The following is a 13190-nucleotide window of genomic DNA, read 5'->3' on the forward strand; positions in this document are numbered from 1 at the left end:
TCGGCATGAGCAACCGCTACCCGCTATGGAAGTACCTCATCCTCATCGTCGTGTTGGTGGTGGGGGTGATCTACGCGCTGCCAAACCTCTACAGCGGGGACCCGGCGCTACAGATATCCACCGACGAGGGTGAGCCGCCGGCGGAGACGGTGCAGCAACGCATCGTCGATCGCATCGATGAAATAGGCTTCGACGTCAAGGGCACGGAGGTCCGCGACGGTCGCTTCCTGGTTCGTCTCAACAGCACCGAGGCGCAGCTCGAGGCCAAGGACGAGCTCGCCCTGGCGCTTGGCCAGGGATACACCGTGGCGCTCAATCTCGCGCAGTCGACACCGCAGTGGCTGCGTGAGCTCAGCGCCGAGCCGATGTTCCTGGGCCTGGACCTGCGTGGCGGTGTGCACTTTCTCATGGAAGTGGACGTCAATGCGGCGCTCGAGCAGCGCCTCGAACGCTACGTGAACGAGTTCCGCACCGGTCTGCGCGAGGCGCGTATCCGCTACGGTGACATCGCTCTGGACGGCCGCCGCCTGCAACTGGCTTTCGCTGACGCCCAGGAGCGTGAGCAGGCATTCCAGGCACTGCAGGGTGATTACCCGGAGCTGGAGTTCGCCGCGCGCGAGAACGATGGCCAGTTCTGGCTGGACGCGACGTTGCCCGAGGAGGAAGTTCGCGAGATCGTGGACTTCGCCGTGCAGCAGAACGTCACCACGCTGCGTAACCGCGTCAACGAGCTCGGCGTCGCCGAGCCGGTCATCCAGCGTCAAGGGCGTGACCGCATCGTGGTGCAGCTCCCCGGTGTGCAGGACACGGCGCGGGCGAAGGACATTCTCGGCGCAACGGCGACGCTGGAGTTCCGGCCCGTGGCCATGGATCACTTTCCGTACAATCGCGGCGGCGACCAACCGGCCCCCCCGGGCACCGAGGTCTACCCGCAGCGCGACGGCGGCACCGTGGCGCTGGAGACGGATACCATCCTCACCGGTGAATACATCACCGACGCCCAGTCCGGACTGGATCAACGCACCGGCCAGCCTGAAGTGGTCATCCGCCTGAACGGGGCCGGCGGCGATCTCATGAGCCGTTTCACCGCCGAGCACGTCAACGACTACATGGCGGTGTTGTTCATCGAGACGCAGACGCTCACCGAGCGCGTGGGCGGCGAGCTCCAGCGTCGTCAGGAGACCACCCGCGAGGTCATCAGTGTCGCCCAGATCCAGGAGCAGCTCGGCAGCCGCTTCCGGATCACCGGCCTGGAGAACCCCCGCGAAGCGCGTAACCTGTCGCTGCTGCTGCGGGCCGGCTCGCTGGCGGCACCCGTGCAGATCGTCGAGGAGCGCACGGTCGGCCCGAGCCTCGGGCAGGACAACGTCGATCAGGGCTTCAATGCCGTGGTGGTCGGCTTCCTGCTGGTCGTGGTCTTCATGGCGCTGTACTACAAGGTATTCGGGCTGGTCGCCGATGTGGCGCTGTTCGCCAACCTGGTGCTGATCATCGCCGCGCTGTCACTGCTGCAGGCGACACTGACGCTGCCGGGTATCGCGGGCATCGTGCTCACCGTCGGCATGGCGGTGGACGCGAACGTGCTCATATTCGAACGCATACGCGAGGAGCTGCGTGCCGGCGCAACGGCCCGTACGGCCATCGATGCCGGCTACGGCAAGGCGCTGTCCACCATCGCCGACGCCAACATCACCACGCTCATCGCCGCCATCGTGCTCTTCGCCTTCGGCACCGGGCCGGTGAAGGGCTTCGCCGTGACCCTGTCCATCGGCATCGTGACCTCCATGTTCACGGCTATCATGGGCACCCGCGGGCTGGTGAATCTCATTTACGGCAATCGCCGCAAGGCGAAACTGGCCATATAGGCGCAGGGAATTCGCATCATGGACTTGTTCAAGCGAGAAACCCGAATCGACTTCATTGGCAAGCGCCGTATCGCCGCTGTCGTCTCCCTGCTGCTGATCGCCATTGCGATCGCCTCGCTGGCGATCCGCGGGCTCAACTTCGGCCTGGACTTCACCGGCGGCACGCTGGTGGAGGTCGGCTACGAGGCGCCGGTGGAGCTCGGGGAAGTGCGTACCGACCTCGCCGACGCCGGGCTGGACGGCGCCGTGGTGCAGTACTTCGGCACCTCACGGGACGTGCTCATCCGTATCCCCCCGGACACCGCCACCGGTGAGCGCGTCGGCGACCGCGTGCTCGCTGCCGTGCAGGACGACGGCACGGGGGCCGAGCTGCGGCGAGTGGAATTCGTCGGACCGCAGGTGGGTGAGGAGCTCAAGGAGAAGGGCGGGCTCGCTATGCTCTATGCGCTCGCCGGCATCCTCGCCTATGTGGCTTTCCGTTTCGAGTACCGTTTCGCGCTCGGTTCCGTTGCCGCGTTGGTCCACGACGTGACGATTACCCTCGGGTTCTTCTCGGTGACCGGCGTCGAGTTCGATCTCACCGTGCTGGCGGCGTTGCTCGCGGTGATCGGTTACTCGCTCAACGACACCATCGTGGTGTTCGACCGGATACGCGAGAATTTCGTGCGCGTGCGAAAGGGCACGCCCATGGAAGTGGCGAATATGTCCATCAACCAGACCCTTGGGCGGACCCTCATGACCTCCGTGACCACCCTGGTGGTGGTAGTGGCTCTCGCGGTGCTCGGTGGCGAGCTCATCAAGCCATTCGCCGAGGCGCTGGTGGTCGGTATCGTCATCGGCACGTTCTCGTCGGTCTTCGTGGCGAGCACCCTCGCGCTCGCGCTCGGGGTCAGCAAGGAGGACCTGATCCCCCCGGAGAAGGAGGGCGCGGATCAGGAGGAGCTGCCGTAGCCGGCTGAACGGGTTGGCGGGGCGGCGTATGTCGGCGCCGTACGTCGGCGCCGTGTCATTCGTCGCTCTTCAAATCATCACCGCCACGTAACACACCGCTTCCATGATGGCGCCGAACCCTACCGGGAGGCGCCTCATGGTGGCAGTCCACTGGCCCGAGCAGCTCGACTTCCGCACGGTGTTCATCTCCGATACCCATCTGGGGTTCCGGGGGGCGCGCGCGGATTTACTGCTTTCCTTCCTCGAACAGGTGCGTTGCCGCGAGCTTTATCTCGTCGGCGACATATTCGACATCTGGGAGATGCAGCGTCGTGGCATCTACTGGCCCGCGGCGCACAACGCCGTCCTGCGGCACATTTTCGAGCTCGCCCGTCAGGGGACGCGGGTCGTCTACGTGCCGGGCAATCACGACGAGATGCTGCGGCAGTACGCCGGCAGCATCATCGAGTATTTCGAGATTCACCGCCGGACCGTTCACGAGACGGCGGACGGCCGGCGCCTGCTCGTGCTCCACGGCGACGAGTTCGACGCGGTGGTGCAGTGCTCGCGGCTCATTGCGATGCTCGGCAGTCGTGCCTACGACTGGCTGTTATGGGCCAACACGTGGGTTAACGCCATCCGTCGTCGACTCGGTTTTCCCTATTGGTCACTGGCCGGCCATCTCAAGCACCGGGTGAAGAACGCGGTCAATTACATCAGCGACTTCGAGGTCGCCGTGGCGCGGGAGGCGCGACGCCATGATCTCGATGGTGTGGTTTGCGGCCATATCCATCACGCCGAAATCCGCCCCATCGACGGTGTGCTCTACTGCAACGACGGTGACTGGGTGGAGAGTTGTACCGCCCTGGTCGAGGATCACAATGGGCGGCTGTCCATCCTGCCGTGGGCGTCATGGCGGGCCGACGGGCTGTCGGCGTCGGCGGTGGCGACGGGGCGGGCGGCATGAGGATCGTGATCGTCACCGACGCGTGGAAGCCCCAGGTCAACGGCGTTGTCACCACGCTATCGCGGGTAAGCGAGCAGCTTCGCCGGCAAGGGCACGAGGTGCGGTTGATCACCCCTGAGGGAAGACGCACCTGGCCGATGCCCGGGTATCCGGAGATTCGTCTCACGCGCCGCCCGGGCGCCGCCGTGGCCAGCGAGCTCGACGCCATTGCACCGCAGGCGGTGCACATCGCCACCGAGGGACCGCTCGGCATGGCGGCGCGGCGGCACTGCCTGCGCCGGCGTTGGCCGTTCACCACCGCTTGGCATACCCAGTTCCCGCAGTACGTGCGCTTGCGTCTACCGGTGCCCGAGGCGTGGACCTACCGGTTGTTGCGGCGCTTTCACGATCCTGCCGAGCGCACGCTGGTCCCGACGCCGAGCATGCGTGACGAGCTTGCCGCACATGGCTTCCGGCACCTGCTCGTGTGGTCGAGAGGCGTCGACACCAGTGTCTTTCATCCGGGGTACGCGGACGTCTTCGCCGACCTGCCCCGCCCGGTGAGCATTTATGTCGGGCGGGTCGCCGTGGAGAAAAACCTCGAGGCGTTTCTCTCCCTGCCGGCAGCCGGCACGAAGGTCGTGGTCGGTGACGGGCCGGATCGGGCGGGTCTGCAAGCGCGCTATCCGCACGCCGTATTCACGGGCTATCGCTACGGCGAGGACCTCGCGGCGAGCATCAGCTCCGCGGACGTGTTCGTTTTCCCGAGCCGGACGGACACGTACGGACTCACCATGCTGGAGGCCATGGCCTGTGGCACACCGGTTGCGGCATACCCTGTCACCGGGCCACGGGACGTCGTCGAGGAGGGTGTCACCGGTGCACTGGACGAGGATCTCGGAGCAGCCGTGGCGCGGGCGTTGCAGTTGCCTCCGGAGGCGGCGATCGCTTATGCGGGGGCGCGTACGTGGGACGCCTGCGCCGAGGCACTGCGCGCCGCCCTGGCGCCCATCGGCGGGGGCGGGCCGCAGGACGCGGTGGCGGATGAGCTGCCGGATTGAGCGCTGCCGCGAGTGCGCTCAGCAGCGCAGGTCGTCGGTGAGATGCGGGGTTATATGGCGGAGCAGGTCGGCGTGTAGCTTGAGGCTGCCAGCGACCACGTTGCCGCTTTTCAGGTAGCCATTGTCGCCGGCGAAATCGCTGACTATGCCGCCAGCCTCCTGGATCAGCAGCACACCGGCGGCGATGTCCCACGGGCTGAGGCCGAGCTCCCAGAACCCGTCCAGCCGGCCACAGGCCACGTAGGCCAGATCCAGGGCCGCCGAGCCGGCGCGCCGGATATCGCCGGTGCTGCCCATGATGGACTGGAACATGCCGAGGTAGGAGCCCTGGTGTTCCGGGTAGCGGAAGGGGAAGCCGGTACCGAGCAGCGCACCCTCAATGCTGCGCCGCGGGCGCATACGGATCCGTCGCCCCTCGATGGTGGCCCCGCCTCCGCGTGTGGCAGTGAACAGTTCCTGGCGTACCGGGTCGTAGATGACGGCCACTTCGGGGGCACCGCGATGGAGTAGCGCAATGGAAACCGCGAAGTGCGGGAATCCGTGGAGGTAGTTGGTGGTGCCGTCAAGCGGGTCGATTACCCAGAGGTAGTCGCCATTCGCCTTGCCGCCGTACTCCTCGCCGAGGATGCCGTGGTCCGGGTAGGCCCGCTTGAGCGTCTGCACGATCTCGCGCTCGGCCATGCGATCGACGTCGCTGACGAAGTCGTTGTTGCCTTTGGCTTCGACATGCAGGCGATCGAGGCGGTCCATGTTGCGAACAATGACGTTACCGGCGCTGCGCGCGGCGCGCACGGCGATGTTGACCATCGGGTGCATGGATGACTCGCGTGTTGGGGGTCAATGGACAGCCGGCAAGCATAGCAGCAATAATACGTCATTGTCCCATTCGACTTCGCGGTCGCGGATCATGTCGCTCGCCGATATCCATGTCCTCCTGGTGGGGACCACGCACCCCGGTAATGTCGGTTCCGCCGCCCGGGCCCTCAAGACCATGGGGCTCGAACATCTGCATCTGGTGGACGGCTGTGCGGTGGACGAGCAGGCGTACGCGACCGCCGGCAGCGCCGATGATGTGCTCGCGGCGATGCGCCGCCATGTCGCGCTCGGCGACGCACTTGCCGGGATGGCGCGGGTCTACGGCGTGACCGCGCGCGAGCGGCGCTACGGGGTGCCGGCCCTGACGCCACGAGAGGCCGCGGCCGAGATCGCCGCATTGGGTGTCGGGAGCCCGGTGGCATTGCTCTTCGGCCGCGAACACTCGGGGCTCACCAACGACGAGACGGGGCACTGTCACCGGTTGGTGCATATACCCGCGAACCCGGCGTACTCGTCGCTCAATCTGGCCGCAGCGGTGCAGGTGCTCTGTTACGAAATGCGCGTCGCCGCGATGGCGGATGCTACTCTGGCCGAAGCAGCGGAGGCGCCGGCTCCGGCAGAGCACGTCGCCGGGTTCTACGAGCACCTCTCGCGGGTGATGGCGCGCAGTGGTTATGCCGCGCCGGAGGATCAGCGCCATCTCATGCAGCGTTTGCGGCGGCTTTTCAACCGGTCGGTTCCGGAACGGGCCGAGATCAACATCCTTCGTGGCATTCTGGCGGCGGTCGAGCGCCGTTTGCCACCGGATGGCAGTGGCTGAGGATGGCCAGGTATACTGTGTTTATGAGCCAGCGATCGATCTGCTTGCACGCGCCGATGCACTGTATCTAGGGGGCGAGCCGGCCCCTTGAAGGGGTGGTGCGTCCCCATGTCCCGCCGTTCGTATTGCCTCATCCATCGTCTGGGACATCGCGAGATCATGTTCGACCGTATCAAGCAAGACATCGCCTGCGTCTTCGATCGGGACCCGGCGGCGCGTAACGTCTTCGAGGTGCTGACGAGTTATCCCGGCGTGCACGCGCTGATCATGCACCGCTTCAACCACTGGCTGTGGTCCCGCGGGTTGCGCTGGCTCGCCCGTTTCCTGTCACTGTTCGCGCGGTGGTTCACCGGTATCGAGATCCATCCGGGCGCCCGGATCGGGCAACGCTTCTTTATCGACCACGGCCTCGGGGTGGTGATCGGTGAGACCGCCGAGATCGGTGACGACGTCACCCTTTACCAGGGCGTGACGCTGGGCGGAACGTCCTGGGAGAAGGGCAAGCGCCACCCGAGCCTCGGTAATGACGTGGTCGTCGGTGCCGGAGCCAAGATTCTCGGACCGATCACCGTCGGCAACGGGGCGCGCATCGGCTCCAATGCCGTGGTGGTCAAGGACGTGCCGGAGGGGGCGACCATGATCGGCATTCCCGCGCGCGTGGCACGCCGACGCGAGGAGCCGACCGACGAGGACCGCCGGCGCGAGGAGACGGCACGGCGCATAGGCTTCGATGCCTACGGCGCCACCCGCGACATGCCCGATCCGGTCGCCAATGCCATCAACGCGATCCTCGATCACGTCCACACCACGGATCAGCGAGTGGAGGAGATGTGCGCCGCATTGCGGAAGCTGGGGGCGGAGGTGAGCGACGAGCGTTTGCCGGATCTCGGCGACTGTGGAATGAACAGTGGCTCCGGGGAGGCCGCCCGCGAATCGCAGGACCAGACCGAGTCGGCTGCGACGAACAGTGGTGAGGCGCCGCGGACCGGCACGCAGTGATGGCGCGCTCCGAGCCCTTGTATCTGGACTACGCGGCCACGACGCCACCGGACCCCTTGGTGGTGGAGGCCATGCAGGTGTGGTTGCGGGGGCGGCCTGGCAATCCGGCGAGCCGCCATGCCGACGGCCGTCGGGCAGCGGCAGCGGTGGCGCGCGCGCGGGGGGATGTCGCGGGGTTGATCGGGGCGCAGCCGGAAGAGATCGTGTGGACGTCGGGTGCCACCGAGTCCAACAATCTCGCGTTGCTCGGCGCGGCACGGCACCAGCGCGCCCGTGGCCGTGGTGATCACGTTGTTACGCTTGCCACCGAGCATCGTGCGGTACTCGCGCCCTGCGAGGCGCTCGAGGCCGATGGTTTCTCGGTAACGCGTGTCATGCCTGCGGCGGACGGGAGCGTGGCACCGGCCGACGTGGCGGATGCCCTGACCGATCGTACCGTGCTCGTGTCGTTGGCTCCGGTCAACAACGAGACCGGCGTCATCGTTGATGTCGCGGGCATTGCCGAACGGGTCAAGGCGGGCGGAGCGCTCCTCCATCTCGATGCCGCACAGGCCGCCGGTCGTGTGCCACTCGATGTCACCACGCTGCCGGTGGACCTGATGTCGCTGTCGGCGCACAAGTGCTATGGGCCGCAGGGCGTGGGTGCCCTATACGTGCGCTCACGGCCGCGGGTCCGCCTGATGCCGCTGCTGCACGGCGGCGGCCAGGAGGGTGGCCTGCGTCCGGGCAGCGTGCCCGTTCATCAGGTCGTCGGCATGGGCGAGGCATGTCGGCTTGCCGGCGAGCGTCGCGTCGCGGACATGACCGCCCTCGCGAGCCTGCGGGATCATCTGTTGGCAGGGCTCGCGGAAATCGGCGGCGTGGTTCTGAACGGACGGCGGGACGGGAGTCCGCATGTGGTGAACATCAGCCTGTTGGGCGTGCAGGGGGAAGCCCTCATATCTCTGTTGGGGGATTTGGCGGTGTCCGCCGGATCGGCCTGTTCAGCGGCGGCACGACGGCCTTCCCACGTGCTGCGTGCCATGGGCCGGCCGGATGCTCTGGCTCATGCGTCACTGCGTGTGAGCCTCGGTCGCGGAGTGGACGTGGCGGATGTGGGCGAGGCCGTTGGCCGTATCCGCGCGGCGGTAGCGCACCTGCGGCGTTTTTCTCCGGTTTGGCGGCGCCTGGCGGCGGGGGAGTCCGTGGCTTCCGTGTACGCGACGGCGACCCCCTTGACTGTATTATGAGAACCGTTGAAATGGGCACATTGGATCCGGCGTTGCGCGAAGAGTTCGGCGATGCCGTAGCCGAGCGCTTCGCGGCACCGGCCCACGCCGGCGCGCCGGCTGACGCCGAGGGGTGGGTGAGTGCGGAGGCCGGACGGCTCGGTAGTGGTGCAGTCGTGGCTTTCTGGCTGCGCGGTGATGCGACGCGAGTCGACGAGGCCCGTTTCGAGGCATTCGCGGACCCTGCCGTGATTGCCGCCGCCGAATGGGCGTGCGAGCGCGCCGAGGGCTCCGCACCCGGGGAACTTGCCGGGATAGAGGGGCGTCGAATTGCCGAGATACTGGCATTGCCGGTGGCGCGCGCCGGCGGTGCGTTACTGGTCGAGGATGCGCTGCGGGCGACCCTGTGTCGTCTGGCCCCGGCATGAGCCGGGGCGAGCGCAGTCGTCATCAACGAGCGAGGTGGTTTTAGCAATGAGCATTCAGGTCACCGAACGGGCTGCCGACCACATTCGCCGGTCGGTCGACCGGCACCAGGACAGCATTGGTCTGCGTCTGGGCGTGCGGACGTCCGGATGCTCGGGATTCATGTATACCGTCGACTATGCCGATCGCGTCGACGACGGTGATACGGTGTTCGAGCAGCACGGGGTGAAGGTGGTCGTCGACGGCAAGAGTCTTCCGTTTCTTGAGGGCATCGAGCTCGACTTCGTGCGCGAGGGCATTAACGAGCGTTTCGCGTTCCGTAACCCCAACGTCACCGCCGAGTGCGGCTGCGGCGAGAGCTTCTCGATCTGATCCGGACCGCCGCAGCGGTCGTGGCCCGCTCAATTGCTCGCCCTGGCGGGGCAGGTTAGACTGTGCGGCCTCATGAGTAGTGGCCCGGCGGCCGTTTGCCCGCCGGGGCCACGCGCCACGCTGAACCCAGTCTGACCGAATACGGAGTTGCCGAATGGCCGTTGAACGCACCCTGTCGATCGTCAAGCCCGACGCCGTGGCCAAGAACGCCATTGGCGAGATCTACAGCCGCTTCGAGAAGGCGGGTCTGAAGATCATCGCCGCGAAGATGCTGCATCTCAGCCGCGAACAGGCGGAAGGCTTCTACGCGGTGCACCGCGAGCGTCCGTTCTTCAACGACCTGGTCGGCTTCATGATCTCCGGTCCGGTGGTCGTGCAGGTGCTCGAGGGCGAGGACGCTATCCGCAAGAACCGCGAGGTGATGGGGGCGACCAACCCGGCGGAGGCGACGGCGGGTACGATTCGCCACGACCTTGCCGAGACCATCGATGCCAACGCTGTTCATGGCTCGGACGCGCCGGAGACCGCCGAGACCGAGATCGCGTTCTTCTTTACCAACGATGAGCTCTGCCCCCGCGATTGAACCCGCCCGGGGCGCCACCCCGGGGCGGGTGAATTTGCTGGATCTCGATCGGCAGGGGCTGCGCGATTTCTTCGCCGGCCTCGGCGAAAAGCCGTTCCGTGCGGTGCAGCTACTCAAGTGGCTGCACCAGCGCCGGGTTACGGACTTCGCGGCCATGACGGATCTCAGCAAGGCTGTGCGTGCCCGGCTCGCGGAGTGCGCCGAAGCGCGCCTGCCCAGCCCGATCTTCGATCAGGAGTCGCGCGACGGCACGCGCAAGTGGGTTCTGTCGCTGGACGGCGGCAATGCGATCGAGACGGTATTCATTCCGGAGGCCGGGCGCGGCACGCTGTGCGTGTCCTCGCAAGTGGGCTGCGCGCTGGACTGCAAGTTCTGCTCGACCGCGCAGCAGGGTTTCAATCGGAACCTTACCACCGCGGAGATCATCGGCCAGGTGTGGTTCGCCCAGCAGGCCCTGGATGCGGAGGGGCGCGATCGGCGCGTCACCAACGTGGTGCTCATGGGGATGGGCGAGCCTCTGGCGAACTACCGGAACGTCCTCGCGGCGACCAATCTGATGGTCGACCAGCACGCCTACGGACTATCTCGCCGCCGCGTCACGCTCTCCACTTCCGGGCTCGTGCCCAACCTCCGGCGTCTCGCCGATGACAGCGACATCAGCCTGGCCGTGTCGCTGCATGCGCCCAACGACGCATTGCGGGACGAGATCGTGCCGGTGAACCAGCGCTATCCGCTGGCTGAGTTGCTCGACGCCTGTCGCCTCTACGTGGAACGCACGCCGCACCACCGCATCACCTGGGAGTACGTGATGCTCGATGGCGTTAACGACAGCGACGAGCACGCCCGAGAGCTCGCGCGACTGCTCGAGGGTATTCCGTCGAAGATCAACCTGATTCCCTTCAATCCATTCCCGGGCGCACGCTATCGCTGTTCGAGCCGTGAGCGTATCGAGCGCTTCTCTGCGCTGCTGCAGCGCTCGGGCTATATCACCACGGTCCGGCGCACTCGTGGTGACGATATCGACGGTGCCTGCGGCCAGCTGGTCGGTCAGGTGGAGGACCGCATTCGCCGGCATCCGCGCTGGGGCGGAACAGGGGAAAACCGCGCATGACATGGCTGCGATTCGGGCAGGCTCTCTTGCTGGCGCTCGCACTGGTCGGTTGTGCTACCACGCCGGATACGGGCCAGCCCGACGAGCCGCCGAATACCGCTGCGGAGAAGGCATCCCAGGCGAATACCCAGCTCGGCGTGCGTTATCTGCGCGACGGCGAGCCGCAGAAGGCGCTACGCAAGCTCCAGAAGGCGATGCGGCAGAACCCGCAGAATGCGAGTGCGTATACGGTGGCCGGTGTTGTCTACGAACGGCTGGACGAACCCGAGCGGGCCGCCAGTCATTACGAGCAAGCCGTGGATCTTGCGCCCAACAGCGGGGCCGCGCTCAACAACTATGGCCGTTTTCTCTGCGATCGCGGCGAGCTTGACCGCGCATTCGAGCTGTTCCAGCGTGCTGCGGACAACCCGCTGTACGAGCGTTCGGAGCTCGCGCTTACCAATGCCGGCGTTTGTGCGCTCGGTGCGGGGCGGGAAAAGGTTGCGGAGGATTACCTGCTCCAGGCATTGAAGGCGAACTCCGGGTATCCGAGGGCGTTGCTGCGCATGGCGGAATTGCGCTACCGCCAGGAGCATTACATGAATGCGCGCGCTTTCTATCAGCGATTCCTCAGCGCCGAGAGCCAGACACCGGAGTCGGCCTGGCTGGGTATGCGTATCGAGCACGAGCTGGGTAACGAGGATGCCGTGGCGAGCTATCGGCTGTTGCTGACGAACCGCTTCCCGGAATCCGAGCAGACGCGCCGCATGCTGGAGTGGGAGAGCGATGGCAGGCTTTGAACCCCAGGTCGGCGAGCGCTCCGAGGATTCCGTTGGCGGACCGGGGCGCCGGTTACGCCTGGCGCGTGAGCGCCGCGAGCTCCCAATGGCTGCGGTGGCGGATGCGCTGCACCTGGAAAGGCGCATCGTGCAGGCCATCGAGGACGACGATTACGACGACCTGCCACCGGTTACCTTCACGCGGGGCTACCTGAGATCCTACGCCCGATTCGTGGACGTGCCCGAGCAGGAAGTTCTGGAGGCCTTCGACCGGCTCGGCATCCACGAGCGCCAGCCGCCCATCGCGCCCACCGAGGCGAGCGCACGGCGCAAGCAGGGGCTGCCTGCCGGGACGCCGTGGCTGCTGACCCTGCTGGCGGCGGCCGTTCTCGGAGTCGCGGGATGGTTCTGGTACCGCGATGGCGATCTCGGACCCATGCTCGCTCCGACAACGAACGATTCCGTGCCGGCGGAGAGTGGCCGCGAGACTGGTGCCGGCGAAGTCGCGACGTCGGAGGGCGTCGAGCCGTTGGTGGAGCTCGATGACCGTGAGCGCTCTGCCACGACGACCGAAACCGCGCGTGATACGCAGGCCGATTCCCAGGCGGAGGCGCCGCCCGCTGACGCAAATGATGCCTCCGCGCCGGCCAGCGGTGAGGCGCCGACTGCCGGCGCTGGCGAACGCGTGCCGGCGCCTGATGGCGAGCAGGCGGACGCGGGGGATGATATCGCGGAACCGGCCGCCGATGAGCGCCCGGACGGCAGTGATACGCAATCGCCGGCGGTTACCGACGAGAACCAGCCGGCAGACACGGCGGAGCAGGTGGCGTCGGCGAGCGGGGCGGATAGCGAGGCTACGGCTTCCACACCCTCCCCCGGGGCGACTGCCGGCCAGGGCGACACCGGCGCGGGTCAGGCGGCAACGACTGCCGGAACGCCAGAGTCGGCCGCCGGCGCTGACGAGGCAACGATGGCGGAGCCGGAAGCGTCCGCCGCGAGTGGTGACACCGAGTCGTCGCAACCGCCGCAGACGGGCTCGGGCGAGCTCGTTTTCGAGTTCAGCGGTGAGTCATGGATGGAGGTGACGGATGCCCGCGGCGAGCGTCTGCTCTTCGGCCTGGTTCGTGATGATGGCGGTCGTACGCTGCGTGGCGAACCGCCGTTCAGCATCGTGATCGGGGACGTTGGCGCTGTCAGCCTGCGGTATAACGGCGATCCGGTGTCACTGGAGGAGCGCGCGAGCGGCCGGGTGGCCCGCTTCTCGCTGGGCGAGGCGCCCTGAGTCGTCCGCACAC

14 protein-coding genes are annotated in these 13190 nt (G+C 66.8%); 13 read left to right on the forward strand and 1 reads right to left on the reverse strand.

Annotated elements, in window-relative coordinates; all coding sequences use genetic code 11:
• Positions 1 to 5: 5 nt before the first annotated feature.
• The 4 genes from secD (at position 6) to ACPEES_RS02045 (ending at position 4802) form a co-directional block, all read left to right on the forward strand.
• Complete coding sequence (gene secD, locus ACPEES_RS02030) at positions 6 to 1865, forward strand: protein translocase subunit SecD (protein WP_435100532.1); 1860 nt, start codon at positions 6 to 8, stop codon at positions 1863 to 1865.
• Between the two features lie 18 nt (positions 1866 to 1883).
• Positions 1884 to 2816, forward strand: coding sequence for a protein translocase subunit SecF (gene secF, locus ACPEES_RS02035; RefSeq protein ID WP_435100535.1), 933 nt, complete (start codon positions 1884 to 1886; stop codon positions 2814 to 2816).
• Between the two features lie 136 nt (positions 2817 to 2952).
• On the forward strand, positions 2953 to 3762 hold the full coding sequence (locus tag ACPEES_RS02040) for a UDP-2,3-diacylglucosamine diphosphatase (protein WP_435100538.1): 810 nt from the start codon (positions 2953 to 2955) through the stop codon (positions 3760 to 3762).
• Positions 3759 to 4802, forward strand: a complete 1044-nt coding sequence (locus ACPEES_RS02045; RefSeq protein ID WP_435100541.1) for a glycosyltransferase family 4 protein — start codon at positions 3759 to 3761, stop codon at positions 4800 to 4802. The genes ACPEES_RS02040 and ACPEES_RS02045 overlap by 4 nt, the downstream gene beginning before the upstream one ends.
• Positions 4803 to 4820: 18 nt before the next feature.
• Here the strand turns inward: ACPEES_RS02045 and ACPEES_RS02050 are convergent, their stop codons facing one another.
• Entirely contained in the window at positions 4821 to 5618 is a 798-nt protein-coding gene (locus ACPEES_RS02050) for an inositol monophosphatase family protein (RefSeq protein ID WP_435100544.1), read from the reverse strand.
• A gap of 91 nt (positions 5619 to 5709) precedes the next feature.
• Between ACPEES_RS02050 and ACPEES_RS02055 the strand changes: the two genes are divergently transcribed.
• The 9 genes from ACPEES_RS02055 to ACPEES_RS02095 all read left to right on the forward strand — a co-directional run bounded on the left by ACPEES_RS02055 (position 5710) and on the right by ACPEES_RS02095 (position 13177).
• Positions 5710 to 6438 carry an RNA methyltransferase gene (locus tag ACPEES_RS02055; protein WP_435100547.1) on the forward strand — a complete coding sequence of 243 codons (729 nt, stop codon included), beginning with the start codon at positions 5710 to 5712 and terminating at the stop codon, positions 6436 to 6438.
• A 159-nt stretch (positions 6439 to 6597) separates the two neighbouring features.
• Positions 6598 to 7437: a serine O-acetyltransferase gene (gene cysE / locus ACPEES_RS02060; protein WP_435100763.1), complete on the forward strand. Its 840-nt coding sequence runs from the start codon at positions 6598 to 6600 to the stop codon at positions 7435 to 7437.
• The gene (locus ACPEES_RS02065) at positions 7437 to 8666 is read left to right on the forward strand and encodes a cysteine desulfurase family protein (protein WP_435100550.1); all 1230 of its coding nucleotides are present in this window, start codon (positions 7437 to 7439) and stop codon (positions 8664 to 8666) included. The genes cysE and ACPEES_RS02065 overlap by 1 nt, the downstream gene beginning before the upstream one ends.
• Positions 8667 to 8677: 11 nt before the next feature.
• The gene (locus tag ACPEES_RS02070) at positions 8678 to 9073 is read left to right on the forward strand and encodes an iron-sulfur cluster assembly scaffold protein (RefSeq protein WP_435100553.1); all 396 of its coding nucleotides are present in this window, start codon (positions 8678 to 8680) and stop codon (positions 9071 to 9073) included.
• A gap of 46 nt (positions 9074 to 9119) precedes the next feature.
• A complete protein-coding gene (locus ACPEES_RS02075) occupies positions 9120 to 9443 on the forward strand; it encodes a HesB/IscA family protein (protein WP_435100556.1) in 324 nt (107 codons plus the stop codon).
• Between the two features lie 154 nt (positions 9444 to 9597).
• Entirely contained in the window at positions 9598 to 10026 is a 429-nt protein-coding gene (ndk, locus tag ACPEES_RS02080) for a nucleoside-diphosphate kinase (protein WP_435100559.1), read from the forward strand.
• Entirely contained in the window at positions 10004 to 11137 is a 1134-nt protein-coding gene (gene rlmN / locus ACPEES_RS02085) for a 23S rRNA (adenine(2503)-C(2))-methyltransferase RlmN (RefSeq protein ID WP_435100562.1), read from the forward strand. Before ndk ends, rlmN begins: the two co-directional genes overlap by 23 nt.
• Entirely contained in the window at positions 11134 to 11916 is a 783-nt protein-coding gene (pilW, locus tag ACPEES_RS02090) for a type IV pilus biogenesis/stability protein PilW (RefSeq protein ID WP_435100565.1), read from the forward strand. Before rlmN ends, pilW begins: the two co-directional genes overlap by 4 nt.
• Positions 11903 to 13177, forward strand: a complete 1275-nt coding sequence (locus ACPEES_RS02095) for a RodZ domain-containing protein (protein WP_435100568.1) — start codon at positions 11903 to 11905, stop codon at positions 13175 to 13177. Before pilW ends, ACPEES_RS02095 begins: the two co-directional genes overlap by 14 nt.
• Positions 13178 to 13190: the final 13 nt, after the last annotated feature.

This window comes from Arhodomonas sp. AD133 (assembly GCF_051195215.1).
In the GTDB taxonomy this organism is placed as follows: Bacteria; Pseudomonadota; Gammaproteobacteria; order Nitrococcales; family Nitrococcaceae; genus Arhodomonas.

Bases quoted from the DNA above. Each gene is read 5' to 3' on its own strand.
- ACPEES_RS02095 (WP_435100568.1), top strand. From the start codon at position 11,903: ATGGCAGGCTTTGAACCCCAGGTCGGCGAGCGCTCCGAGGATTCCGTT.
- cysE (WP_435100763.1), top strand. From the start codon at position 6,598: ATGTTCGACCGTATCAAGCAAGACATCGCCTGCGTCTTCGATCGGGAC.
- ACPEES_RS02065 (WP_435100550.1), top strand. From the start codon at position 7,437: ATGGCGCGCTCCGAGCCCTTGTATCTGGACTACGCGGCCACGACGCCA.
- ACPEES_RS02075 (WP_435100556.1), top strand. From the start codon at position 9,120: ATGAGCATTCAGGTCACCGAACGGGCTGCCGACCACATTCGCCGGTCG.
- secD (WP_435100532.1), top strand. From the start codon at position 6: ATGAGCAACCGCTACCCGCTATGGAAGTACCTCATCCTCATCGTCGTG.
- ndk (WP_435100559.1), top strand. From the start codon at position 9,598: ATGGCCGTTGAACGCACCCTGTCGATCGTCAAGCCCGACGCCGTGGCC.
- ACPEES_RS02040 (WP_435100538.1), top strand. From the start codon at position 2,953: ATGGTGGCAGTCCACTGGCCCGAGCAGCTCGACTTCCGCACGGTGTTC.
- secF (WP_435100535.1), top strand. From the start codon at position 1,884: ATGGACTTGTTCAAGCGAGAAACCCGAATCGACTTCATTGGCAAGCGC.
- ACPEES_RS02045 (WP_435100541.1), top strand. From the start codon at position 3,759: ATGAGGATCGTGATCGTCACCGACGCGTGGAAGCCCCAGGTCAACGGC.
- rlmN (WP_435100562.1), top strand. From the start codon at position 10,004: ATGAGCTCTGCCCCCGCGATTGAACCCGCCCGGGGCGCCACCCCGGGG.
- ACPEES_RS02050 (WP_435100544.1), bottom strand. From the start codon at position 5,618: ATGCACCCGATGGTCAACATCGCCGTGCGCGCCGCGCGCAGCGCCGGT.
- ACPEES_RS02070 (WP_435100553.1), top strand. From the start codon at position 8,678: ATGGGCACATTGGATCCGGCGTTGCGCGAAGAGTTCGGCGATGCCGTA.
- ACPEES_RS02055 (WP_435100547.1), top strand. From the start codon at position 5,710: ATGTCGCTCGCCGATATCCATGTCCTCCTGGTGGGGACCACGCACCCC.
- pilW (WP_435100565.1), top strand. From the start codon at position 11,134: ATGACATGGCTGCGATTCGGGCAGGCTCTCTTGCTGGCGCTCGCACTG.